The organism is Massilia sp. X63 (assembly GCF_041023745.1).
Taxonomy (GTDB): domain Bacteria; phylum Pseudomonadota; class Gammaproteobacteria; order Burkholderiales; family Burkholderiaceae_D; genus Telluria.
In genome coordinates this window covers 17,567-40,984 of the sequence record NZ_JBFTEF010000002.1, presented here as the reverse complement: position 1 = coordinate 40,984, position 23,418 = coordinate 17,567, and the positions used below count along the sequence as shown (strand labels likewise).

The following is a 23,418-nucleotide window of genomic DNA, read 5'->3' as shown; positions in this document are numbered from 1 at the left end:
AGGTAAAATGCAGGGATGACTTCCCCGACTTTTACCCACCTGCGCGTCCACTCCGAATACTCGATCGTCGACGGCCTCGTGCGCATCGACGACATCGTGGGTGCCGCCGCCAAGGACAAGCAGCCGGCGCTGGCCGTGACCGACCTGGCCAACATGTTCTGCCTGGTGCGCTTCTACAAGGCGGCGCGCGGGAAGGGGATCAAGCCGATCGTCGGCGTCGACGCCTGGATCACCAACGACGAGAACCGCGACAAGCCGTCGCGCCTGCTGATCCTGGCCAAGAACCGCACCGGCTACCTGCAGCTGTGCGACCTGCTCTCGAAAGCGTGGCTGACCAACCAGTACAAGGGCCGCGCCGAGATCCGCGTCGAGTGGCTGGAGGCGCTTGCCGCCTCGACCTCGACGCTGGAACCGGAGGTCGACCAGGCCAATGCCCTGATCGTGCTGTCGGGCGCGGCTTTTGGCGACGTCGGCCAGGCCATCGACCAGGGCGACATCGAGCGCGCCGAACGCGCAGCCGAGCGCTGGGCGCGCATCTTCCCGGGCCACTTCTATATCGAGATCCAGCGCGCCGGCCAGCCGAATCAGGAGCAGGGCGTGCGCCATTCGGTGGCGCTGGCCGGGCGCCTCGGCCTGCCGGTGGTGGCGACCCATCCGGTGCAGTTCCTGGACAAGGAAGAATTCATCGCCCACGAAGCGCGCGTCTGCATCGCCGAAGGCGAGATGCTGGCCAACGCCAAGCGCGTGCGCCGCTTCAACGAAAGCATGTGCTTCAAGACGCAGGAAGAAATGGCGGAACTGTTCGCCGACCTGCCGGGCGCGCTCGCCAATTCGGTGGAGATCGCCAAGCGCTGCAACGTTACCCTGACTCTGGGTAAACCACAGCTGCCGGATTTCCCGACCCCGGACGGCATGAGCATCGACGATTTCCTGGTCCTTGAGACGAAAAAGGGCCTGGAAGAGCGCCTGGTGCAGTTGTATCCGAACGAAGAGCAGCGCGAGAAGGAGCGCCCGCGCTACGAGGCGCGCCTGGAGTTCGAGAACCAGACCATCATCAAGATGAAGTTCCCGGGCTACTTCCTGATCGTGGCGGAGTTCATCCAGTGGGGCAAGAACAACGGCGTGCCGATCGGCCCGGGCCGCGGTTCGGGCGCCGGTTCGCTGGTGGCCTACGCGCTGAAGATCACCGACCTCGACCCGCTCAAGTACAACCTGCTGTTCGAGCGCTTCCTGAACCCGGAACGCGTCTCGATGCCCGACTTCGACATCGACTTCTGCCAGGAAAAGCGCGAACTGGTCATCCAGCACGTAAAAGATCTGTATGGACGTGATGCGGTATCGCAGATCGCCACTTTCGGCACCATGGCGGCCAAGGGCGCAATCCGCGACGTCGGCCGCGTGCTCGACTTCGGCTACAACTTCTGCGACGGCATCTCCAAGCTGATTCCGTTCAAGCCGGGCAAACCGGTCTCGATCGCCGAGGCGATCGAAGAGGAACCGCTGCTCAAGGAGCGCCTCGAGAACGAGGAAGAGGTCAAGCAACTGCTCGACCTGGCCCAGCAGGTCGAGGGCATCACCCGCGGCATCGGCATGCACGCCGGCGGCGTCTTGATCGCGCCGGGCAAGCTCACCGACTTCTGCCCGCTGTACACCCAGGGCGGCGACGCCGGCGTCGTCTCGCAGTACGACAAGGACGACGTGGAAGCCGTCGGCCTGGTGAAGTTCGACTTCCTGGGCCTGACCACGCTCACCATTCTCGACCGCGCGGTGAACTACATCCGCGCGCTCGACCCGGCCGACGCCGACTTCAACCTCGAGACCCTGCCGCTGAACGACCGGCCTTCGTACAAGCTGCTGTCGGACGCCAAGACCGTCGCGATCTTCCAGCTCGAGTCGCGCGGCATGCAGGGCATGCTGAAGGACGCGCGTCCCGACCGTTTCGAGGACATCATCGCGCTGGTGGCGCTGTACCGTCCGGGCCCGATGGACCTGATCCCCGACTTCTGCAAACGCAAGCACGGCGAGAAGTTCGACTACCCGGACCCGCGCACCGAGTCGATCCTGTCCGAGACCTACGGCATCATGGTCTACCAGGAGCAGGTGATGCAGATGGCGCAGATCGTCGGCGGCTACTCGCTGGGCGGCGCGGACATGCTGCGCCGCGCGATGGGCAAGAAGAAGGCCGAAGAGATGGCCGAGCACCGCGAGATCTTCCGCGCCGGCGCCGCCAAGGACGGCCTCTCCACCGAGAAGGCCGACGAGATCTTCGACCTGATGGAGAAGTTCGCGGGCTACGGCTTCAACAAGTCGCACGCGGCCGCCTATGCGCTGCTGTCCTACCACACGGCCTATCTGAAGGTGCACCACACCGCCGCGTTCATGGCAGCCAACATGTCGCTGGCGATGGAAGACACCGAGAAGATCAAGATCCTGGTCGAGGACGCGATCGACGTCTGCAAGCTGACCATCCTGCCGCCGGACGTGAACGAATCGAAGTTCCGCTTCACCCCGGAAGGCCCGCCGCGTTCCGTCACCGGCAAGCAGGTGTCCAACATCCGCTACGGCCTGGGCGGCGTGAAGGGCGCGGGGCAGGGCGCGATCGAGGCGATCATCGCCGCACGGACGAGCGGCGGCAAGTTCAAGGACCTGTTCGACTTCTGCATGCGGGTGGACCGCAAGCAGATCAACCGCCGCACCATCGAATCCCTGATCCGTGCCGGCGCCATGGACTGCTTCGGCGTCGACCGCGCGGTCTTGCTGGCCTCGGTCGGCTTCGCGATGGAAGCGGCCGGCCAGGCCGCCGCCGCCGCCAACCAGGTCAGCCTGTTCGGCGGCGACGATTCGGATCTCGTGGCGCCGCCCGAGTACGTGAAGGCGACGCCCTGGACCGACCGCCAGAAGCTGGCCGAGGAAAAGATCGCGCTCGGCTACTACCTGTCGGGCCACATGTTCGATTCGTATGCGGCCGAGGTGCGGCGCTTCGCCAAGACCAAGCTGAAGGACCTGGAGCCTTCGCGCGACCCGCGCATGCTGTGCGGCGTGATCACCGGCGTGCGCACCCAGATGACCCAGCGCGGCAAGATCCTGATCGTGGCGCTGGACGACAAGACCGGCGTGGTCGAGGTGACCGTCTACAGCGAGCTGCTGGAGCAGAACAAGAACATCTTCAAGGAAGACGAGTTCCTGCTGGTGGTCGGCAAGGTCTCGGAAGACCGCTTCAATGGCGGCCTGCGCATCACGGCCGAGAAGGTGTTCGACATCGCCGCGGCGCGCATCCAGTACGGCTTCAAGCTGGAGATGGACGTGCCTTGCGACCTGAATCCGGCCAAGCTGGCCGAGGTCTTGCTGCCGCACCGCATGCAGGACGGCATGCCGGTCAGCCTGCGCATCAAGCCGCAGGGCGTGGAAGCCATCCTGCAGCTGGGCGACGACTGGCGCGTGGCGCCCTCGGACACGCTCAAGCAGCAGCTGGAGCTGACGCTGGGGGCGAAGGATGTGGCGGTGGAGTATTGACCGGGGCGACGGTTTTACGGTCGGCTACATGAACGGCGTCAGCGATCGTCTGCCGGGGTAAACCGGCACGTCGTTCCGGTGCAGGCCGGAACCTGGTTTGCTAGCGCAGCACCGCCCCCGCATCCACCACCCGCACGTCGTGCATCTGGTGCAAATACGCCTCCAGGTAGCCCTTGTGCGAGGCGCCCACCACCACCAGCATGCGCATGCCCGGCCGCGGCGACATCGCATCGCGGATGTTCGCCGCCATGCGCAGGTTGCGTGTCTCCCAATAGCCCACGTACTGGCGCCCGAAGCGCTGCGCCGAAGGCTCTTCGAGCGCGGCGCCGAAGTCGCCGTCGAAGGCGAGCCTGGTCTGTCCGGGCGCGTTATAGGCGCGGTAGAGATCCAGCACCCCTTCTCGCGTGCCCAGCTTCGCCTGCAAGGCCTCGTCGGCCTGCCTGCGTCGTTTCGCCGCAGGGTTGTCCCAGGCTTTCATGATGGCGGCGCCCCAGGCCTTCTCATCCGCGACCATGCGGTCGGCCGTGTGGTCGTCCATGGCGATCACCGCCTCATGGCCCAGGCGTGCCGCCAGGCGCGCGGCGATCAGGTAGCTCTCGTCGCGCCTGTCCTTCAATTTGTCCAGCAGTTCGACCAGCGCGGCATCGAGGCCGTCGCCGGCGCGCCGTTCCGCCTGCGGCAGGCGCAGCCACTGTACGACTGCCGAAGCGCGCTCGCCGCCCGCGAGGAACAGGGCCGCCAGGCGGCGGCGCTGGCCGGCGGAAGGCTTGGCGGGCCATGCCGCCAGCAGCGCCTCCGCCTGCGCGGTAGCCGCCGGCACGTCCAGTCCGGTCGCAGCCTGTGCCGGCGCCGGATCCCAGCAGTAGCTGGCGATCGTGTCCTTGTAGCGCCCTGGATAGCGGCGCACGTGGTCGCACTGCATGCCCGACAGCGCCTCGATGCTGATCGCATCCGGCTTCCACGCGGCCAGCCGCTCCTCGAGCAGGCCAAGCGAGGCCGGATCGAAGGTCTTCGGGAAATAGGAAAGGTGCGGCGAGCCGAGTACCATCACTTCATTCGCAGGACCCTTGGCCGGGCCTTTCATGGTAGCTGGAGCAAAATCGGGCTGGTAAGCCTGTGCGCCGGCGGCGCTGGAAAACAGGGCTGCGACGAGCAATGCATACATGTGGCGCACGACGATTTCCTTTCCGGGGAATTGGAACATCGAACGATCATGGCATGCCAACCCTGCAAGATCAATCTATGCATGCTTCGAACATGCAAGGCGGATCGGCTTCCACCCCGGCACCGCACATGCTACATTTTCATGTATTCACAATAATATGAAGGGGACACCGGCAATGCAGACACTGATTCAACTTCGCGCGGATTTCGACGAGCGTTCCAAGGGCGCGATGTCCTTGCCGATTGCCGGCCTGCTGGTCTGGTGCGTCGTCGGCGTCCTCGGTATCATCCTGCCACCGAAGGCCGCCATCCTGGCGCTGGTGTTCGCGACCGGCGCGATCTTTCCTTTGGCGATGGCAATTGCCAGGCTGCGCGGCGAACAGTTGCTCGACAATGCCAATCCGCTGGCCAAGCTGATGGGTGTCTGCGTGTTGATGGTCAACCTGCTGTGGGCAGTGCACATTCCATTGTTGATGCGGGCGCCGCAATTCGTCCCGCTCAGCCTGGGCATTGCGCTCGGGCTGCACTGGATGGTCTATTCCTGGATCATCGGCCATCCGCTCGGCTATCGCCATGCGATCCTGCGAACCCTGGGCCTGGTGGCTGTCTGGTTCGCGTTTCCCGGCCATCCCGTCAGCGCATCGGCCGCGGTCGTGGTGGCGGCCTATGCGCTGACGATCGCCGAAATGCGCATGCGCCGCGGCGCGCTCGCCAGCCCGGCAGGAAGGCTGCATTCCACGGGCGCCTGAGGGCGCTCCGCGGGGGATCAGGACGCGGGGGGCGTGAACGGCGCCTCGCCGGCGTGCTCGCGCAGCCCGCGGGTCGCCTGCACGGTCTTGTCGGCCGCGCGCTGGAGCACCACCTTGCGGTTGCTGGACTCCTCGTCGCGCCTGGCCTCGCGGTGCCACAGGTGCAGCACCTCGGTGGCCATGGCCCCGTCCTTGCGCAGCACGCCGGCATGGAACAGGCGCACCACCAGGTCGGAATCCTCATGCCCCCAGCCCACGAAACTCTCGTCGAAGCCGTTGACCTTGTCCAGGTCTTCGCGCCACACCGCCAGGTTGCAGCTCTTGATGCGGCGCCAGCTGAAAGTGCGCCGCTCGCGGCCGAGGTCGGGCCAGCGCAGCATCGTCTGCAGCACTTTGTTCATGTCGCCGCGCAGGCGGTAGCGCAGGCGTTCGAGTAGGCTCAGGGCGGCGACGTCGATATGCTCGCGCAGGACGCGTTCGGTCAGCGCCTGGCTCAGCAGGATGCGGCTGCCCGACACCAGGAAGCCCGGCTTGGCCAGCGCGCGGTGCCGCGCGATGAAGTCGCGCTGCGGCACGCAGTCGCCGTCCAGGAAGATGATATAGTTGCCGGTTGCCGCCAAGGTGCCGCGGTTGCGCGCCATCGCCGCGCGAAAACCGTCGTCCGGCTGCCATACGTGCTTGAGCGGCAGCGGCGAGCGGGCGCGCAGGCAGTCGATGGTGTCCCGCGTGTTGGCAGTCGAGCCGTCATCAGCGATAATGATTTCAAAATTCTTGTCGTCCTGCATGAAACAGGCTTCCACGACCGCTTCGAGTGCGTCCGGACGGTTGTACGTGGTGATCACGACCGAGATGCTCGGTTGCTGCTGTGTTGCTTGCTTCATGGTGTCCAAAAAAAATCACGCCCAGGGTCCGCAAGAATATCCCACAAGAACATGAATGAACAATAATCAGACGAAAATCGGGATGCCGATGCAGCGCGGAATCGGCTTCCTGGTTTTCCTGTTCCCTTTCCTCAGCCTCATCACCCCGTTCGGCATTGGCTTTTCCAGCCTGGTCTTCGTGCTCGTCCTGGCGTGCGTGCCGCGCAAGGCCTGGGCCGCGCTGGCGCCGCACTGGGGCGAGATCCGCTGGGTGGTCGCGGCCTTCGTCTATTACTGCGTGCTGGCGCTGCTGTCCGTGCTGCTGCGGCCGGAAGCCAGCTGGGGCTACCTCGACAAGCCTTCGCGCATGCTGTTCGGGCTGAGCGCCCTGGCGCTGGTGGTGCTCGCGCGGCCCCCGCGCGCCACGCTGTGGTGGGGCGTGATCGCGGGCGCCCTCGCCGCGCTGCCCTTCATCGCATGGCAGCGCATCGTACTCGATATCTACCGGCCGGGCGGCTGGCTCAATCCGATCACCTTCGGCGACATCGCGCTGTGCCTGGCGCTGGTGGCGCTGGCGGCGGCCATCGATTACCGCCACAGCACCCGCAAGGCGATCTTTCCGGCGCTCGGCGCGCTGGCCGGCCTGGGCGCGACCGTCCTGAGCGGCACGCGCGGCGGCTGGATCGCGCTGGTGCTGGCCGCGATCCTGTTCCTGACCTATGCGCGCCTGCTGCACAGCCGGCGCGTGCGCCTGCTCCTGATCGGCAGCTTCGCGCTGTTCGCCTCGACCTTCTTCATCCCGGCCTTCGGGGTGCAGGAACGGGTGGGGCAGGGCGTGCACGACGTGCAGACCTGGCTCGATGGCGGCAGCGCGCTGTCGAACGTCGGCATCCGCCTCGAGCTGTGGAAAGGCGCCCGCTACATCATCGCGGACAACCCGGTGTTCGGGCTCGACCCCCTGACCGTGCGCGCCGAGCTGCGCAAGCTGGCGGAGCAGGGCAGGATCCAGGACGTGGTGCTGCCCTTCGAGCACCTGCACAACGACCTGCTGCAGGCGCAGGCCAGCGGCGGCGTGTTCGGCCTGCTGGCCTACCTCGGGATCCTGGCGGCGCCCTTCGCCTTCTTCGCGCGCGCGGTCGGGCGCAGCGCCGGCCCGGGCGGCAAGCGCGCTTCCCAGCAGTTCGCCCCGGCCCTGGCCGGCATGCTGGTGGTGCTCAGTTACTTCAGTTTCGGGCTGACCGAGGTCATCTTCTGGTCCCTGAAGGGCAGCATGTTCTACGTGCTCATGGTGGCCCTCCTGATGGGCTTCTGCCTGAACGCGAAAACAGATATGGAAACACAGCGTGGAAAATAAAGTCATCGTCAAACGCCTGCTCGCAGTCGTCAAACCCTACCAGACGCGGGCCTGGCTGGCGCTGCTCGCGATGGCGCTCACCGCCGCTACCCAGCCGCTGCTGGGCTGGGCGCTGAAGCTCCTGCTCGACCTCGGCTTCAAGGAGAAGGTGCCGTTCAGCATGTGGTGGATCCCCGGCGTGCTGGTCTCGATCTTCGTCCTGCGCGGCGTCGGCACCTTCTCCACCGCCTACCTGAACAACTGGGTCACCAGCCGCGTGCTGAACGACCTGCGCGCGATGGTGTTCAACCGCGTGCTGCAGCTGCCGGTCGCGCGCTTTCATGCCGAATCGACCGGCAAGATCATCAACACCGTGGTGGCCGACGTGCGCCAGGTGGTCGACATGCTGCAGTCGGTGTTCGTGGCCTGCGTGCGCGACACCCTGGTCGTGATCGGCCTGCTCGGCGCCTTGCTGTACATGAACTGGAAACTCACCCTGGTGGCCATCATCGTGATCCCGCTGACTGCCGTGATCGTGCGCACCACCACCGGGCGCCTGCGCCGCCTGAACCGCGAGAACCAGCGCGTCACGGCCGAGATGACCCAGGTGGTGGAGGAAGCCACGCGCGGCCACCAGGTGATCCGCGTGTTCTCGGGCGAACGCTACGAGCGCGCGCGCTTCCACGCCCGCAGCGAAGCCCTGCGCGGCTTCTCGCAGCGCATGACGGTGGCCTTTGCCGCCACCACCCCGGTGACCCAGATCGCCACCGCGATGGCGCTGTCGCTGGTGGTGGTGCTGGCGATCCAGGCCAACATGACCGTGGGGGAATTCACCCAGTTCGTCACCTATATGCTGATGCTGCTGACGCCGCTCAAGTCGCTGGCCGAAGTGAATGGCCCGATGCAGCGCGGTATCGCCGCGGCCGAGACGGTGTTCGGCCTGATCGACGCGCCGGCCGAACACGACACCGGCACCCGCCGGATCGAACGGGCGCGCGGCCACCTGCGTTTCGAGAACGTTGCGTTCCGCTATCCGAACGCGCTCAACCTGGCCTTGCAGGACGTGAACCTGGAGGTGCAGCCAGGCCAGACGGTGGCGCTAGTGGGCGTCTCGGGCGGCGGCAAGTCGACCTTCGTGAACCTGGTGACGCGCTTCTACGATCCGGAGCAGGGCCGCCTGCTGCTGGACGGCGTGCCTTACCAGGACATCCAGCTGGCCAGCCTGCGCGCCCAGTTGGCGATGGTGAGCCAGAACGTGGTGCTGTTCGACGACACCCTGGCGGCCAACATCGCCTATGGCGTCGAGAAGATCGACTACGAGCGCCTGGCGGCCGCAGTGAAGGCGGCGCACCTGACGGACGTGGTGGCCAAGCTGGAAGACGGCGTGGAAACGCGCATCGGCGAAAACGGCATGCGCCTGTCGGGCGGCCAGCGCCAGCGCGTGGCGATCGCGCGCGCGATCTACAAGGATGCGCCGATCCTGATCCTGGACGAAGCCACCTCGGCGCTCGATAACGAGTCCGAGCGCGCCGTGCAGGCGGCGCTGGACACCCTGATGTCGGGCCGCACCACCATCGTGATCGCGCACCGCCTGTCGACCATCGAGCGGGCCGACCGTATCGTGGTGATGGAACACGGCCGCATCGTCGAGCAGGGCACGCATGCCGAGCTGCTCGATGCGAACGGGATGTATGCGAATCTGTACCGGCTGCAGTTCGTGGCGGCGGATGAGCAATCGTAAATCGTAGACCGCAGGGTGGCCGGCTCTGCCGGCCACCCTGCAAAAGCGCCTAGCTCGCGTAATGCGCCGCTTCCCCCGGCGCCTCCGCATCGCGCCCGTGCGCGCGGTCCTGCACCGCTTCCAGGTAGCGGCGCAGCGCATCGTCCAGCGACGGCAGCATCAGGGCGCGTTCGCTCGACAGCGCGCTGAATTCCGGCCGGCGCGCCACGTGGCCGCAGCTCTCGCCCGACACCACTTCCAGGCCGGCCGCATCGACGCCGGCGGCGTCGCAGGCGCGCCGGGCCAGGTCGGCCCAGCTCAGGGCTTCGGCATTGGTCAGGTGCCACACGCCGCGCTCGCGGTCGATCAGGAGGTCGAGCGAGACGTTGACCAGGTCCGGCACGTAGGTCGGCGAGACCACCAGGTCGCCCGCCGCCTGGAAGGGCAGGCCGGCTTCCAGCGCGTTGAGCGCCTGCGTGACGAAGTTGTGCCGGTCCCACGGACCGAAGAAGGCGCTGGTGCGGATCACCAGGGCCTGCGGGTCGGCGTCCAGCACGCGCTGCTCGGCTTCCGCCTTGCTGCGGCCGTACGCGCCGAGCGGGTTGACGGCGTCGGACTCGACATAGGGCGCGCCCTTGGTGCCGTCGAATACGAGGTCGGTCGAGAAGGTCATGAAGCGCAGCTGGTGGCGGATGCAGGCCAGCGCCAGCACGGTCGGGCCCAGGGAGTTCTCGCGCATGCAGCGCGGCGCATCGCCTTCGGCCTCGTCCACGCGCACGTAGCCGCCCGCATTGATGATGGCCCAGGGCTTGTAGCGCTGGATCGCCGTCTCCACCGATTGCGGATCGGTGATGTCCATTTCCTGGCGCGTCAGTACGTGGTAGGCCAGGTTGCGCTTCTCGCAGATGCGGGCATAGGCCGAGCCGAGGGTGCCGGTGGCGCCGGTGATCAGGATCGGCTGCACCACGTTCGACTTGAACTGGCTGCGGATCGCGATGTCGGCCACCGCGGTGCGGGTCGCCACCGGCTTGCAGAAGAAGCGCCCCGGGCGGCGCCACCAGCCTTCGCCCTGCAGCACCGGGCTCGACAGCGGACGTCCGGTGGCCAGTTCGCGCATCAGGGTGGCCACCGCGGTCTGGCGCGGTTCGCCGCCGCGCACGTCGAACGGCCCCGGCTCGTAGTAGCCGCGGCATTCGGTGACCAGGCAGTTCCAGTCGTAGGAGCCGAGCAGGGCCCAGACCGTCACGGCGCGCACGTCGGCGCCCTGCTGGCGCGCCTTGCGGGCGGCATTCCAGATCTCGACCAGCCAGCGCAGCTGGTCTTCGCGGTTGGCGTCGATGTGGGCCTCGGTGATGGCGATCGGCAGGCGGTAGCGCTCCCAGGTTTCCATCAACAGCGGGGCGATGCCCGGCGTCGGCGTGGCCAGCGCGCGCGGCGTCTCGATGTCGGCGTGCGGCACGCCGCGGTAGACGTGGCGGCGGTTCTCCGGATAGCGTTCCGGGCGATGGTCGAGCCAGCGCTCGCTGGTGGCGTAGTAGTTCACCCCGATCACGTCCGGCGCACAAGGATTGTCGCGGAACCAGAGCAGCTCTTCTTCCGAGGCGTCGGACTCGAGCAGGTAGTTCCACAGCGCGTGCTGCTGGTCCACCATGCCGCACAGCAGGTCCCAGGCCAGCCAGCGGCGTTCGTTGAAGTGGGAGGTGATCTCTTCCATCTCCGGCGTGCCATAGGTCTTCGACAGGTCGTCGGTCTGGACCAGCTTGGCGTCCGGGTTGACGGCGCGGATCGCGCGCATCGACAGCACCACGGCCTTGCACTGGTTGAGCAGGGCGCGGATGAAGGTGGCCTCGTCGCTGCCGTGCGGGTACCATACCCCGTTCAGGCCGGAGAAGCGGGCCGTGGTCAGGGGTTCGTTGACGGGCGTGTAGTACGCGACCCAGGGATAGCGCTGGGCGACCGCGCCGGCGTACTCGGCAAGTTGTTCGGGGAAGGCGGGATCGATCAGGCTCGTATGGCGCGGGCCGCTGCCGTGGTGGATCAGGCCGACGATCGGCTCGACCCCCAGTTGCTGCAGCGCCGGCAGGCGCTCGTCGGGCCACGACCAGTCGGCGGACTCGATGCCGTCGGGGGCCGTGCGCTCCCACAGCACCGGATAGCGGATCGCCTTGATGCCAAGGGAGGCGAAGCGTTCGATGTCCTGCAGGCGTTCAGCGTGGCCGTTGCGGTCCATCTGGCTGAAGTAGTTGTCGCGCACACGGTTGACCGTGCATTCGAGTCCACCCCAGAGCGCAAGCTCGGGGGTATGGTCCGGCTGGGAAACCATCGGTGTGTTCATGTTCTGACCCGCTGTTTGTGAAGACAGCCTAAAGCCTAATGGCCGCATGCGACGAGTTGTGTGAACTGGCCCACATATAAAGGCTTTTTCGGACAAGTCCTACGTTTTGTAAGTATTTAGCGCGTTTCTGAGGCTAATTTCTATTAACTGAACATTTCCAGGGGCGTCGAAAGGTCGCGACCGGTGCGCCCCTGGGCGCCGCGAGCGGCGACAATATGCCTACACAGGAGGTGACGATGTACATGGTGTACTGGACGATGGTCGACGGCGACAGGTGCACGCCGCACCAGCAGTTGTTCGAGACCGCGGAGATGGTGGCGGCGATGCAGCACATGGAAGCGCTGCGCAAGCGCCAGCGCGAGGGCGAGGGCGTGCGCTTCATCACGATGTCGTCCGAACATCCGGACCTGGTCGGCCATCCGGGCGTCGACGTGACCGGGCCCGACTACGACTGGAAGAAGCGGCGCCGCTGAGCCAGGCCGGCTCAGGCGACGCCGGTTTGCAGCCGGCTTTTCAAGATCTTGCCGCTGGGGGCGGCCGGCAGCGCCGCCATGAACACGATGCGCGCCGGCCGCTTGTAGGGCGCCAGCCGGGTGCGCAGCCAGTCGTGCAGCGCGGCCGCATCGACCTCGCCGGCCGCCTCGACGAAGGCGAGCACTTCTTCTTCCCCATCGGCCGCGGCGCGCCCGACCACCGCCGACTGGCGCACCGCCGGGTGGCTGTTGAGCGCCGTCTCCACTTCGAGCGGGTAGACCTTGAAGCCCGAGCGGATGATGAGTTCCTTCAGGCGGCCGGCAATGAACAGCGCGCCGTCGGCACCGATCGTGGCGAGGTCGCCGGTGGCGAGCCAGCCGCCGGGCCGCAGCGCGGCGGCGGTTTGCGCCGGGTCGCGGTAGTAGCCCGCCATCACGTTCGGACCGCGCACCCACAGTTCGCCCGCCGGCTCCACGATGCGCACCTCGACGCCGGGAATCGGGTGGCCCACCGAGCTGTCCTCGCGCGCGGCGTCCAGGCGCGTCTGGGACACGGTCGGGCCGCTTTCGGTCAGGCCGTAGCCGTTGTGCAGGGGCAGGCCGAACATGCGCTCGACCGCACGCTTGAGCACGGGGTCGAGCGGCGCGCCGCCGGCGTAGCAGAAGCGCAGGCGCGAGGGCACCGGTTCCTGTCCCGCCAGCGCCAGCAGGCGCGCGTACATCGCCGGGACGCCCTGCACGATGGTGAGCAGCCCGGCGCGGATCTGCGCCAGCAGCGCTTCGGCGGAAAAGCGCGGCATCAGGTGCAGGCAGGCGCCCGCGTACAGGGTGCCGAGCATCACCGAGCTGAGCCCGTACACGTGCGAGACCGGCAGCACGCCGCTGGCATGGTCCGATGGCGTCAGGCCGCGCAGGCGGCTGGAAGTGGCGGCCACGAACAGCAGGTTCGCATGGGTCAGCATCACGCCCTTGGGCTGGCCGGTGGTGCCGGTGGTGTAGACCAGGGCGGCCACCTGGCCGCCGTCCGGCCGCACCGGTTCCGGCACGGCATCCGGGTCGAGCGGCCCGGCCATCAGCTCGCCCCGGGCTTCGGCGGCGTCGGCCCCGGCATGGGCCAGCGCATCCGGCGACGCCGCCACCGTATAGAGCACCCGGCGCGGGCTGCAGTGGGCGCGGATGGCGGCCAGTTCGCTCGCGCTCAGGCGCGCGTTGACGTTCACGCTCCAGGCGTCGAGGCTGGCGATGGCGAACAGCAGGGCCACCTGGGCCATGCAGTTCTCGGCCACCAGCATGACGCGGTCGCCGGGGCGCACGCCCAGGTCGCGCAGCAGCGCGGCATAACGCCCGGTTTCGCGCTCGAGCTCGGCGTAGCTCCAGATACGGCCGCCTTCGGCCAGCGCAGGCGCCTGTGGCGCGCGTGCGGCCTGGATGCGGACGATGTCGGCGATGCGGGAGGGGAGGGTAGCGGGATCGATCATGGGGCATGCTTATACCTGCACCGCACAGGCTTCGGCAAGCCTTGCGGTGGGTTTATACTGATTGCAACCGGCGCACGACCGGACCAGGAGACGAGAACAGGGCTGTTCATGAACCACCCCATCATTCCGATCGCCCCCGTTGGCGACAGCGCGGGCGCCAGCCGCCAGCGCAAGCGCGAAGCGCCCAAGGGCCGCCAGGTCGACCCGCAGGTGTTGCGCGAGGTGCAGGCGCTGCTGGGCGCCATGCCGCGCCGCCGCGACCTGCTCATCGAATGCCTGCACCTGCTGCAGGACGGCCTCAAGGCGCTGCCGGCCGCCCACCTGGCCGCGCTGGCGCAGGAACTGGGCATGGCCCAGGCCGAGGTCTACGAGGTCGCCAGCTTCTACCACCATTTCGACGTGCTGCGCGACGGCGAGGCTGCGCCGCCCGCGCTGACCGTGCGCGTCTGCGACAGCCTGTCCTGCGAGATGGCCGGGGCCGCCCGGCTCCTGGAACAACTGCCGGCGCTGCTGGGCACGCAGGTGCGGGTGCTGCCGGCGCCCTGCATCGGCCGCTGCGAGCAGGCGCCCGCGGCCGTGGTCGGCCAGCATCCGGTGCCGCATGCCACGCTCGATGCGGTGCTGGCCAAGGTGGCGGCCGGCCAGACCCGGCACGCGCCCGAACCCTGGCTCGATTACGACGCCTATCGCGAACAGGGCGGTTACCGCCTGCTGGCCGATTGCATCGCGGGCCGGCGCCAGCTGGACGAGGTCGTGCGCGCCATGGAGGACGCCGGCCTGCGCGGCCTGGGCGGCGCAGGCTTTCCGGCCGGCCGCAAGTGGACACTGGTGCGCGCGCAGCCCGGTCCGCGCCTGATGGCGGTCAACCTCGACGAGGGCGAACCGGGCACCTTCAAGGACCGCTATTACCTGGAACGCGATCCGCACCGCTTCCTGGAGGGCATGCTGGTCGCCGCCTGGGCCGCCGGCGCCGAGGCCGTGTATATCTACCTGCGCGACGAATACCACGGCTGCCGCGCCATCCTCGACCTCGAATTGCAGCGCCTGTTCGCGGCGCCCCCGGTCGCGGGCCTGCCCCAGGTGTTCCTGCGCCGCGGCGCCGGCGCCTACATCTGCGGCGAAGAGTCGGCCATGATCGAATCGATCGAAGGCAAGCGCGGCATGCCGCGCCTGCGTCCGCCCTATGTGGCGCAGCAGGGCCTGTTCGGGCGGCCGACGCTGGTGCACAACTTCGAGACCCTGTACTGGGTGCGCGCCATCCTCGAGAACGGCCCCGCCTGGTTCGCCGGCCAGGGCCGCAATGGGCGCCAGGGGCTGCATTCGTTCTCGGTCTCGGGGCGCGTGCGCGAACCGGGCGTCAAGCTGGCGCCCGCCGGTATCACGGTGCAGGAACTGATCGACGAGTATTGCGGCGGCATGCAGGAAGGGCACACGCTCTACGCCTACCTGCCGGGCGGCGCCTCGGGCGGCATCCTGCCGGCCTCGATGAACGCGATTCCGCTCGACTTCGACACCTTGCAGCCCTACGGTTGCTTCATCGGCTCGGCGGCCGTGATCGTGCTGTCGCAGCACGACAGCGCGGTGGCCGCGGCCCGCAAGCTGCTGGCCTTCTTCCGCCACGAGTCCTGCGGCCAGTGCACGCCCTGCCGCAGCGGCACCGCCAAGGCCCTGGCCCTGATCGAACAGCCGCGCTGGGATACCGCGGTGCTGGGCGAGCTGTCGCAGGTGATGCGCGACGCCTCGATCTGCGGCCTGGGACAGGCGGCGCCGAATCCCTTCGACTGCGTGATCCGCTACTTTCCGCATGAACTGGAGGGCGCATGAACGCCAGCCTGCCCGCCATCCGCTTCGAACTGGACGGCCGCGAGGTCGAGGCGCTGCCGCATGAAACCCTGATCGACGTGGCCGCACGCGAAGGCGTCGACATCCCGCGCCTGTGCTACCGGCCCGGCATGGAGGCCGTCGGCAACTGCCGCTCGTGCATGGTGGAGATCGACGGCGAGCGGGTGCTGGCGCCCTCGTGCTGCCGTCATCCGGCGGCCGGCATGAAGGTGCACACGGCCAGCCCGCGCGCCGTGGCGTCCCGGAAGCTGGTGCTGGAACTGCTGCTGTCGGACGCCGGCGACCCCGGCTACGTGCGCGACAACGAGCTCACCCAGTGGGCGCAGAAGATGCAGGTGCGCGAGGCGCGTTTTCCGCGCCGCGCGCAGCCGCCCCGCGACCTGAGCCATCCGGCGATCGCCGTCAACCTGGACGCCTGCATCCAGTGCACGCGCTGCCTGCGCGCCTGCCGCGACGAGCAGGTCAACGACGTGATCGGCCTGGCCGGGCGGGCCCAGGAAGCGAAGATCGTGTTCGACCAGGACGACCCGCTCGGCGCCTCCACCTGCGTCTCCTGCGGCGAGTGCGTGCAGGCCTGCCCGACCGGCGCGCTGGCGCCCGCGCGCGGCGCCCTGGTCCAGCCCGACAAGACGGTCGATTCGGTCTGTCCCTATTGCGGCGTCGGCTGCCAGCTGACGTACCAGGTCAAGGACGAGCGCATCGTGGCGGTCGAGGGGCGCGACGGCCCGGCCAACCACGAGCGCCTGTGCGTCAAGGGCCGCTTCGGCTTCGATTACGTCCAGCATCCGCAGCGCCTCACCACCCCGTTGATCCGGCGCGAGGGCGTGGCGAAAGATCCGCAGGCGCCGATGGACCCGTCGCGCGTGGGGGAGGTCTTCCGCGAGGCCAGCTGGGAAGAAGCGCTGGCGCTGGCCGGCGGCACGCTGGCGCGCATCCGCGAGCAGCACGGCGGCCGCGCCCTGGCCGGCTTCGGCTCGGCCAAGTGCAGCAACGAGGAAGCCTATCTGTTCCAGAAGCTGGTGCGCACCGGCTTCGGCAGCAACAACGTCGACCACTGCACCCGCCTGTGCCACGCCTCCTCGGTGGCGGCGCTGCTGGAAGGGATTGGCTCGGGGGCGGTGTCGAACCCGGTGATGGACGTGACCCAGGCCGAGGTGGTGCTGGTGATCGGCGCCAACCCCACCGTCAACCACCCGGTGGCCGCCACCTGGATGAAGAACGCGGCGAAACGCGGCACGCGCCTGGTCGTGTGCGATCCGCGCCGCCCGGAACTGGCGCGCCACGCGCATCGCTTCCTGCAGTTCAAGCCTGACACCGACGTGGCCCTGCTGAACGCGATGATGCACGTGATCGTCGCCGAAGACCTGGTCGACCGCGACTTCATCGCGCGCCGCACGGTCGGCTTCGACGAATTCGCGCAGAACCTGGCCGGTTTCAGCCCCGAGGCGATGGCCCCGGTCTGCGGCATCGATGCCGACACCATCCGCTACGTGGCGCGCCTGTACGCGACCTCGAAAGCCTCGATGATCCTGTGGGGCATGGGCGTGTCGCAGCACGTGCACGGCACCGACAATGCGCGCTGCCTGATCGCGCTGGCCCTGATGACCGGCCAGATCGGCCGCCCCGGCACCGGCCTGCATCCGCTGCGCGGCCAGAACAACGTGCAGGGCGCGTCGGACGCCGGCCTGATCCCGATGATGCTGCCCGACTACCAGCGCGTCGACGACGCGGCCGCGCGCGCGACATTCGAAGCGGCCTGGGGCGCCACGCTCGACCCGCAGCCCGGCCTCACCGTGGTCGAGGTGATGGATGCGGCCAAGCAGGGCAAGGTGAAAGGCATGTACATCCTGGGCGAGAACCCGGCCATGTCCGACCCCGACGCCAACCATGCGCGCGCCTCCCTGGCGCTGCTTTCGCACCTGGTGGTGCAGGACATCTTCCTGACCGAGACCGCCTACCTGGCCGACGTGGTGCTGCCGGCCAGCGCCTTCCCGGAAAAGACCGGCAGCTTCACCAACACCGACCGCCTGGTGCAGCTGGGCCGGCAGGCGATCGCGCCGCCGGGCCAGGCGCGCCAGGATCTGTGGATCATCCAGGAACTCGCACGCCGCATCGGCCTGGACTGGCGCTATGCGGACGCGGCCGAGGTCTTCGACGAGATGCGCCGCCTGATGCCGAGCATCGCCGGCATCAGCTGGGAGCGCCTGCAGCAGGACGGCGCCGTCACCTATCCCTGCCGCATCGAAGGCGACCCGGGCCAGGCGGTGGTGTTCCAGGACGGCTTCCCGCGCGAGGGCGGCCGGGCGCGTTTCGTGCCGGCCGGCCTGATCTCCGCCGACGAGCGGCCCGACGCCGACTACCCGATGGTGCTCATCACCGGTCGCCAGCTCGAGCACTGGCACACCGGCAGCATGACCCGCCGCACCGCCGTGCTCGACGCCCTCGAGCCCGACCCGGTGGCGCTGGTGCACCCGCAGGACCTGGCGCGCCTGAACGTGCGGCCGGGCGAGACCATCACCATCGCTTCGCGCCGCGGCGAGGTGGTCCTGTACGCCCGCGCCGACGCCAGCTCGCCGCCGGGGGCGGTGTTCGTGCCCTTCTGTTACTACGAGGCGGCGATCAACCGGCTGACCAATCCGGCGCTCGATCCGTTCGGCAAGATCCCGGAATTCAAGTACTGTGCGGTGCGCGTGACGCCGGGCGGGACCGTCGCGGCGCAGGGCTCCTTCGGTGGCGGCCTGATTTTGTCGAACGTGGCACAATTGGCAACATGAATTGCCCTGACTTAGCCCCTTACCGTCCCTTGCTGTCCGAGGCGCACGCCGAGCTCACGCACGAGGTCACGGCGATGGACGAGCGCGGCCGCGCGTCGCGCATCCACATCCCGGCCGAGCGCCCGCTCACCGTCTACGTCGACAAGCGCGAGATTGTCACCCTGATGACCCTGGGCGGCGCGCCCGAGGCCTTGGTGCTGGGCTACCTGCGCAACCAGCGTTTGGTGCGCAGCGTCGAAGACATCGTCTCGGTGCAGGTCGACTGGTCGGTCGATGCGGTGGCGGTCGTCACCCGCCACGGCATCCTTGATATCGAAGAGCGCACCGCCAGGAAGGTGGTCACCACCGGCTGCGGGCAGGGTTCGGTGTTCGGCGGCCTGATGGACGAAGTGGACCAGATCGCGCTGCCGCTCGATGCGCGCCTGCCGCAGTCGGTGGTGTACCGCATCGTCGAGACCATCCGCACCCAGCAGTCGATCTACAAGCAGGCCGGCTCGGTGCACGGCTGCGCCCTGTTCTCGCACACGGGCGAGCTGCTGTACTTCGTCGAGGACGTCGGCCGCCACAACGCGGTGGACGCCATCGCCGGCCTGATGTGGCTCGATCGCCTGGAGGGCGGCGACAAGGTGTTCTACACCACCGGCCGCCTGACGTCCGAAATGGTCATCAAGGGAGCCCAGATGGGCATTCCCTTCCTGCTGTCGCGCTCCGGCACCACCCAGATGGGCCACATGGTGGCGGAAAAGGTCGGCATGTCGCTGCTGGCGCGCTGCTCGGGCAAGCACTTCCTGCTGCTGGCCGGGCACGAACGGATGGTGTTCGAGCCCGGTTTGCTGGAACCCCTGAACGCTCCTTTCCACACCGCCTGATGCCCTTGCTGGACGCCACCGCGCATGCCTTCGCGCTGCTGTTCTCGGGCGACGAGGCCTTGTGGCGCATCGTCTGGGTCTCGCTCAAGACCAGCATCCTCGGGCTGCTGCTGGCGGCGCCGCCGGCGGTCCTGCTGGGCTACGCGATCGCCATGCACCGCTTTCCCGGCCGGCGCGTGGCCGTGTGGCTGGCCCAGGCCGCGTTGTCGCTGCCGACCGTGCTGATCGGCCTGCTGCTCTACCTGCTGCTGTCGCGGCGCGGGCCGATGGGCGGCCTGGCATGGCTGTTCACCCAGGAAGGCGTGATCCTCGGCCAGATGGTGATCGGGATGCCGGTGCTGCTCGCCTTTACCCTGGCGGCGGTGCAGGCAGCCGACCCGCGCTATGCCGAGACCGCGATCGCCCATGGCGCGTCAACCTGGCGCGTGATGCTGACCGTGCTGCACGAGGCGCGCTACGGCGTGATGGCGGCCGTGATCAGCGGCTTCGGCCGGGTGATCTCGGAGGTCGGCTGCGCGCTGATGGTGGGCGGGAACATCGAAGGGCAGACGCGCACCATCACCACCGCCATTGCCCTGGAAACCAGCAAGGGCGAGTTCGCCCAGGGCATCGCGCTGGGCATCGTGCTGGTGTCGCTGGCGCTGCTGATGAACGGGGCGCTGGTGCTGCTGCAGGGCGAGGCCCATACGGCGGGAGGGCGCTGCTGATGCCGGGCCAACATGCCTTGCTGACCCTGCACGGCCTGCGCAAGCGCCATGGCGAGCGCACGCTGTTCGAGATCGGCACCTTGACCATCGAGACGGGCGCGGCCTACGTGCTCACCGGCGTCAACGGCGCCGGCAAGTCGACCCTGCTGCGCATGCTGGCCGGCCTGGAACGCTGCGACGCCTGCACGGTGGAGTTCGACGGGCGCAGCATGCCGCTGCACCCATACCCGCAGGCGCTGCGCCGCGCCATCGTCTTCGTGCACCAGCACCCGATCATGTTCTCGACCAGCGTCTTCCACAACATCGCCTACGGCCTGCTGGCGCGCGGCGCGAGCCGGCGCACGGTGACGCCGGTGGTCGAGGAGGCGATGGCCTGGGCCGGCGTGGCCCACCTGCGCGACAGCGATCCCGCGCGCCTGTCCGGCGGCGAGAAGCAGCGCGTGGCGCTGGCGCGCGCCCGCGTGCTGCGGCCGCGCCTGCTGCTGCTGGACGAGCCCACCGCCAACCTCGACGGGCCGGCGCGCGAGCAGGTCATCGACCTGATTCCGACCTTGCTGGAGCAGGGCGGCAGCGTGGTGATGGCCTGCCACGACCGCGACCTGATCGGGCTGCCCGGCATCCACCGCCTGAAGCTGCGCGACGGGCGCCTGGAGTACCGCTGAGCGGTGGCGGCAGCTGTGCGCGCCGCGCTGTCAGCGCAATTGCGGCGTCCCGTGCAGGACGCCGTCGAAGGGCGCCGCCCTGTCGTCGATCACGATGCCTGCGTCGGTGATCTCGAAGCGGCGCAGTTGCCGGCTGTGCTTGCTGCCGCGTACCTTGACCACCGAGATCAGGGTGTGCAGCTCGCATTGCGACTCGACGTAGCGCTGCATGATGATGGCGTCGAGCAGCACGCCGCTGCCGTAGCGGCTGAAGCGCAGTTCGTCGAAGCGGTCTTCCAGTTCGCTGGTCATCATGACCGTGACGCCCCGTGCGCCAAGCACGGTCGCCATGCGGTACAGCGAGTCGCGGAAATCCTCGCGGTCCTCCGGCCCGAGCGCTATCTCGAAGCCGGCCAGCGAATCGAGCACGACGCGCGTCGCGCCCATGGCTTCGATCATGCCCAGCAGTTCGTGCAGCACCTCGTCGACCGACAGGTCGAGCGCCTGCACGCTGAGGATGCCGACCGCGCCCGCGCGTACCAGTGCGTCGAGCTTGTGGTTCATCATCTGGCCGGGGCTGCGCTCGAACAGGGCGATCACGCCCTTCTCTCCGCCGGCCGCGCCCGCCGCCAGGAATTCGGTGGCGAGCATGGTCTTGCCGGAGCCGGTGGGGCCGACCACCAGGGTCGAGTAGCCGGCCGGGATACCGCCGCCGAGCATCTCGTCGAGTACCGGCACGCCGCACGACAGGCGTGCGGGCGGCACGCATTGGCGCGGCCCGGCGCCGACCGGTTCCGGCGCCGGCAGCACGCGCGGGAACACTTCGATGCCGTCGCGGCCGATGCGGAAGGCATGCAGGCCGGGTCGCTGCTTCTGCCCGCGGATCTTGATGACCTGGATCTTGCGCGACATCGCATTGCGCTGCACGACCTGGCTGAGCCAGAAGATGCCGTCGGCCACCGTGAAGATCGGGTTGCGGTGCGCCTCTCCCGAGGTGTATTCGCCGATCAGGAAGCTGGTTGCCTTCCAGGTGGTCATGTGGGCCACCAGGCGTTGCACGAAGGCCTGCAGGGCGGCGGCATCCTGGTCCTCGCCGCGCGCGCCCTCGATGAAGGAGCGGAACGAATCGATGAACACCAGGGCCGGCTGGTGGGCGCGCACTTCTTCCAGGATATGGGCCAGCACGGCGTCGTAGTTGCCTTCCTCGACCTGGGGCGCGAGGCTGATGTAGTTGACCGAATCGCCGACCTTGTCGACGTCGAAGAAGCTGAACTGCTGCTGGTAGCGCAGCATCTTGACCGGCGGCTCGCCCATGGCCGTGAAGAACAGGGCCTTGCGGCCGGGACCGGCCAGGGCGAACATGAGCTGCTGGGCGAAGGTGGTCTTGCCGCTGCCGGGCGTGCCGCCGATGATGTTGAACGACAGCTCGGGCAAGCCCCCGCCGAAGATGGTGTCCAGTCCGGGGATGCCTGTCGCCAGCGGGCGCAGGTCAGGTTGGTCGGTCATGCCGGGTTCTCCTAAATATTCTTATGTGCATCACCCGGCGCAAAGGCCGCGACCAGGAATCGGCTTGCCAGCCGCTCGCCGATCAGCTCGGCCAGTGCCGCCGCATAGTCCGTCACCAGTGCGCGGTTGACAGCCACGATCTGTTCCGGCGGCTGATCGCGCAAGTGGCGCAGGAATGCCGCGAAGGTCTGGTGCGCATCCTGTGCCCCGTCCAGACCGGGGAGTGCCGCCAGCCAGGGAAATGCGCCGGCGTGGCCGAGCAGGGTGCGGGCAAACAGCAGATTGGTGCTCAGCGGGCCGATCAGCGGGCGAAATTTGGCGAACAGGCACTGCCAGACCTGCGCCGCGTCATCGGCATTGCCAGGCTCGCCGCCGGGGCTCAGGCGTTCGGTGATGGGGGCAAGCAGCTCGGTCGGTATCGGCATGGTTTCGGGCAATAGCTGCTGCGGCCCGTCGGCGAACTGCGCACCGTTCCGGTCCGGGTGAAGAGATGGTTTAGGACATCATTTTATCCGATCACGAGGACGCGGCGGCTGCGGCAGGCCGAAGCGGAATCCGCAGCGTCACCGCCGTACCGCGTGACCGATCACTGGCCAGCGCCAGCTCGCCGCCGTGCATGCCCAGCCGCTCTTCCAGGCTGAGCAGGCCGTAGCTGCTGGCCTTGCGCGCGGCCGTGGTATCGAAGCCGATGCCGTTGTCGCTGACCGTCATGGCGAGCGCATCGCTATCGACGCGCAGCCGCACCACCACGCGGCTGGCCAGGGAATGGCGGAACACATTGTTCAGGCATTCCTGCAGGCCGCGGCAGAGCGTCAACAGGGTTTCCTCGTCCAGTGCAAGACCATCGGTGGCGCTGTCCAGGTCGAGCTGGCAAACAATGCCGCTGGCGCGCGAAAACTTGCGCGCCTCCATTTCCAGCGTCGCCACCAGTCCAAGCTCGAGACCGGCCGGCCGCAGTTCGCCGAGCAGGTGCTTGACGGTCCGCAGGGTGATGTCGACGTTGTCGAGTGCGGCCCCGACCCACTGGTGCAGGCGCGGGTGGCGCTCGGTATGCTGGAACAGGATGACGATATCCATGCGCAGGGCCAGCAGGTTCTGCGCGAGCGAGTCGTGGATGTCGTCAGAGATGCGCTTGCGCTCGGCTTCGCGGTTTGCCAGCTGGTGCGCCAGCAGGTCGTGCAGGTTCTTTTCGGATTCCCGCAGCGCCGCTTCGGCACGCTCGCAGGCAAAAATCTTTTCCACCAGCGCCTGGTTGACCAGCATCTGGTCCCGGGTCAGCTGTTCGACCAGGGCTGCCAGCCCGGCGTTGTCGGCCGGGGCGCCAACGTCCCGGTCGTGATCACGGATCTGGCGCCGGCCATGCGCCTTGTCTTCGGGCACGAAAGAATGTGTCTGCATGTCGGAGCATCAGTTGGGCCACCGTCACATGGCGGGATACCGCTACTCATGCAAAC

The 23,418-nt window shown here is 68.1% G+C and carries 17 protein-coding genes; 10 read left to right on the top strand and 7 right to left on the bottom strand.

The window, feature by feature from the left end; genetic code table 11:
• Positions 1 to 15: 15 nt before the first annotated feature.
• Positions 16 to 3,513 carry a DNA polymerase III subunit alpha gene (gene dnaE / locus AB3347_RS04380; RefSeq protein ID WP_369090566.1) on the top strand — a complete coding sequence of 1,166 codons (3,498 nt, stop codon included), beginning with the start codon at positions 16 to 18 and terminating at the stop codon, positions 3,511 to 3,513.
• 100 nt (positions 3,514 to 3,613) lie between these two features.
• On the opposite strand, the gene AB3347_RS04375 is transcribed toward dnaE, so the two are convergent.
• The gene (locus tag AB3347_RS04375; RefSeq protein ID WP_369090565.1) at positions 3,614 to 4,717 is read right to left on the bottom strand and encodes a DUF5694 domain-containing protein; all 1,104 of its coding nucleotides are present in this window, start codon (positions 4,715 to 4,717) and stop codon (positions 3,614 to 3,616) included.
• 136 nt (positions 4,718 to 4,853) lie between these two features.
• Between AB3347_RS04375 and AB3347_RS04370 the strand changes: the two genes are divergently transcribed.
• Complete coding sequence (locus AB3347_RS04370; RefSeq protein ID WP_369090564.1) at positions 4,854 to 5,426, top strand: hypothetical protein; 573 nt, start codon at positions 4,854 to 4,856, stop codon at positions 5,424 to 5,426.
• Between the two features lie 17 nt (positions 5,427 to 5,443).
• Here the strand turns inward: AB3347_RS04370 and AB3347_RS04365 are convergent, their stop codons facing one another.
• Positions 5,444 to 6,307, bottom strand: coding sequence for a glycosyltransferase family 2 protein (locus AB3347_RS04365; protein WP_369090563.1), 864 nt, complete (start codon positions 6,305 to 6,307; stop codon positions 5,444 to 5,446).
• Positions 6,308 to 6,362: 55 nt separating this feature from the next.
• Here AB3347_RS04365 and AB3347_RS04360 point away from each other — a divergent pair, with 55 nt between their 5' ends.
• Positions 6,363 to 7,640: an O-antigen ligase family protein gene (locus AB3347_RS04360; RefSeq protein ID WP_369090562.1), complete on the top strand. Its 1,278-nt coding sequence runs from the start codon at positions 6,363 to 6,365 to the stop codon at positions 7,638 to 7,640.
• Positions 7,630 to 9,360 carry a lipid A export permease/ATP-binding protein MsbA gene (gene msbA, locus AB3347_RS04355; RefSeq protein ID WP_369090561.1) on the top strand — a complete coding sequence of 577 codons (1,731 nt, stop codon included), beginning with the start codon at positions 7,630 to 7,632 and terminating at the stop codon, positions 9,358 to 9,360. The genes AB3347_RS04360 and msbA overlap by 11 nt, the downstream gene beginning before the upstream one ends.
• Positions 9,361 to 9,409: 49 nt before the next feature.
• Here the strand turns inward: msbA and AB3347_RS04350 are convergent, their stop codons facing one another.
• Positions 9,410 to 11,674, bottom strand: a complete 2,265-nt coding sequence (locus AB3347_RS04350) for a family 1 glycosylhydrolase (RefSeq protein ID WP_369090560.1) — start codon at positions 11,672 to 11,674, stop codon at positions 9,410 to 9,412.
• A gap of 215 nt (positions 11,675 to 11,889) precedes the next feature.
• Between AB3347_RS04350 and AB3347_RS04345 the strand changes: the two genes are divergently transcribed.
• Positions 11,890 to 12,147, top strand: coding sequence for a hypothetical protein (locus AB3347_RS04345; RefSeq protein WP_369090559.1), 258 nt, complete (start codon positions 11,890 to 11,892; stop codon positions 12,145 to 12,147).
• A gap of 11 nt (positions 12,148 to 12,158) precedes the next feature.
• On the opposite strand, the gene AB3347_RS04340 is transcribed toward AB3347_RS04345, so the two are convergent.
• Entirely contained in the window at positions 12,159 to 13,625 is a 1,467-nt protein-coding gene (locus tag AB3347_RS04340; RefSeq protein ID WP_369090558.1) for a class I adenylate-forming enzyme family protein, read from the bottom strand.
• Between the two features lie 108 nt (positions 13,626 to 13,733).
• Between AB3347_RS04340 and AB3347_RS04335 the strand changes: the two genes are divergently transcribed.
• From AB3347_RS04335 to AB3347_RS04315, 5 genes are read left to right on the top strand one after another with little or no spacing between them, the layout of a single operon-like run.
• Positions 13,734 to 15,449 (top strand): NAD(P)H-dependent oxidoreductase subunit E, encoded by a 1,716-nt coding sequence (locus AB3347_RS04335; protein WP_369090557.1) that lies wholly within the window; start codon positions 13,734 to 13,736, stop codon positions 15,447 to 15,449.
• Positions 15,446 to 18,241, top strand: a complete 2,796-nt coding sequence (fdhF, locus tag AB3347_RS04330) for a formate dehydrogenase subunit alpha (RefSeq protein ID WP_369090556.1) — start codon at positions 15,446 to 15,448, stop codon at positions 18,239 to 18,241. The genes AB3347_RS04335 and fdhF overlap by 4 nt, the downstream gene beginning before the upstream one ends.
• The gene (locus tag AB3347_RS04325; protein ID WP_369090555.1) at positions 18,238 to 19,110 is read left to right on the top strand and encodes a formate dehydrogenase accessory sulfurtransferase FdhD; all 873 of its coding nucleotides are present in this window, start codon (positions 18,238 to 18,240) and stop codon (positions 19,108 to 19,110) included. The genes fdhF and AB3347_RS04325 overlap by 4 nt, the downstream gene beginning before the upstream one ends.
• Positions 19,110 to 19,817 (top strand): ABC transporter permease, encoded by a 708-nt coding sequence (locus tag AB3347_RS04320; RefSeq protein WP_369090554.1) that lies wholly within the window; start codon positions 19,110 to 19,112, stop codon positions 19,815 to 19,817. Before AB3347_RS04325 ends, AB3347_RS04320 begins: the two co-directional genes overlap by 1 nt.
• A complete protein-coding gene (locus AB3347_RS04315) occupies positions 19,817 to 20,479 on the top strand; it encodes an energy-coupling factor ABC transporter ATP-binding protein (RefSeq protein WP_369090553.1) in 663 nt (220 codons plus the stop codon). Before AB3347_RS04320 ends, AB3347_RS04315 begins: the two co-directional genes overlap by 1 nt.
• A gap of 30 nt (positions 20,480 to 20,509) precedes the next feature.
• Here AB3347_RS04315 and AB3347_RS04310 read toward each other — a convergent pair whose 3' ends face one another.
• The 3 genes from AB3347_RS04310 to AB3347_RS04300 all read right to left on the bottom strand — a co-directional run bounded on the left by AB3347_RS04310 (position 20,510) and on the right by AB3347_RS04300 (position 23,362).
• A complete protein-coding gene (locus tag AB3347_RS04310; protein WP_369090552.1) occupies positions 20,510 to 21,964 on the bottom strand; it encodes an ATPase domain-containing protein in 1,455 nt (484 codons plus the stop codon).
• Between the two features lie 11 nt (positions 21,965 to 21,975).
• The gene (locus AB3347_RS04305) at positions 21,976 to 22,401 is read right to left on the bottom strand and encodes a hypothetical protein (RefSeq protein WP_369090551.1); all 426 of its coding nucleotides are present in this window, start codon (positions 22,399 to 22,401) and stop codon (positions 21,976 to 21,978) included.
• Between the two features lie 79 nt (positions 22,402 to 22,480).
• Entirely contained in the window at positions 22,481 to 23,362 is an 882-nt protein-coding gene (locus tag AB3347_RS04300) for a sensor histidine kinase (protein WP_369090550.1), read from the bottom strand.
• Between the last annotated feature and the right edge of the window lie 56 nt (positions 23,363 to 23,418).

What these genes read in the sequence shown, in the direction of transcription:
- dnaE (WP_369090566.1), top strand. Translation starts at nt 16, where the DNA reads ATGACTTCCCCGACTTTTACCCACCTGCGCGTCCACTCCGAATACTCG.
- AB3347_RS04375 (WP_369090565.1), bottom strand. Translation starts at nt 4,717, where the DNA reads ATGTTCCAATTCCCCGGAAAGGAAATCGTCGTGCGCCACATGTATGCA.
- AB3347_RS04370 (WP_369090564.1), top strand. Translation starts at nt 4,854, where the DNA reads ATGCAGACACTGATTCAACTTCGCGCGGATTTCGACGAGCGTTCCAAG.
- AB3347_RS04365 (WP_369090563.1), bottom strand. Translation starts at nt 6,307, where the DNA reads ATGAAGCAAGCAACACAGCAGCAACCGAGCATCTCGGTCGTGATCACC.
- AB3347_RS04360 (WP_369090562.1), top strand. Translation starts at nt 6,363, where the DNA reads ATGAACAATAATCAGACGAAAATCGGGATGCCGATGCAGCGCGGAATC.
- AB3347_RS04350 (WP_369090560.1), bottom strand. Translation starts at nt 11,674, where the DNA reads ATGAACACACCGATGGTTTCCCAGCCGGACCATACCCCCGAGCTTGCG.
- AB3347_RS04345 (WP_369090559.1), top strand. Translation starts at nt 11,890, where the DNA reads ATGCCTACACAGGAGGTGACGATGTACATGGTGTACTGGACGATGGTC.
- AB3347_RS04340 (WP_369090558.1), bottom strand. Translation starts at nt 13,625, where the DNA reads ATGATCGATCCCGCTACCCTCCCCTCCCGCATCGCCGACATCGTCCGC.
- AB3347_RS04335 (WP_369090557.1), top strand. Translation starts at nt 13,734, where the DNA reads ATGAACCACCCCATCATTCCGATCGCCCCCGTTGGCGACAGCGCGGGC.
- fdhF (WP_369090556.1), top strand. Translation starts at nt 15,446, where the DNA reads ATGAACGCCAGCCTGCCCGCCATCCGCTTCGAACTGGACGGCCGCGAG.
- AB3347_RS04325 (WP_369090555.1), top strand. Translation starts at nt 18,238, where the DNA reads ATGAATTGCCCTGACTTAGCCCCTTACCGTCCCTTGCTGTCCGAGGCG.
- AB3347_RS04320 (WP_369090554.1), top strand. Translation starts at nt 19,110, where the DNA reads ATGCCCTTGCTGGACGCCACCGCGCATGCCTTCGCGCTGCTGTTCTCG.
- AB3347_RS04315 (WP_369090553.1), top strand. Translation starts at nt 19,817, where the DNA reads ATGCCGGGCCAACATGCCTTGCTGACCCTGCACGGCCTGCGCAAGCGC.
- AB3347_RS04310 (WP_369090552.1), bottom strand. Translation starts at nt 21,964, where the DNA reads ATGACCGACCAACCTGACCTGCGCCCGCTGGCGACAGGCATCCCCGGA.
- AB3347_RS04300 (WP_369090550.1), bottom strand. Translation starts at nt 23,362, where the DNA reads ATGCAGACACATTCTTTCGTGCCCGAAGACAAGGCGCATGGCCGGCGC.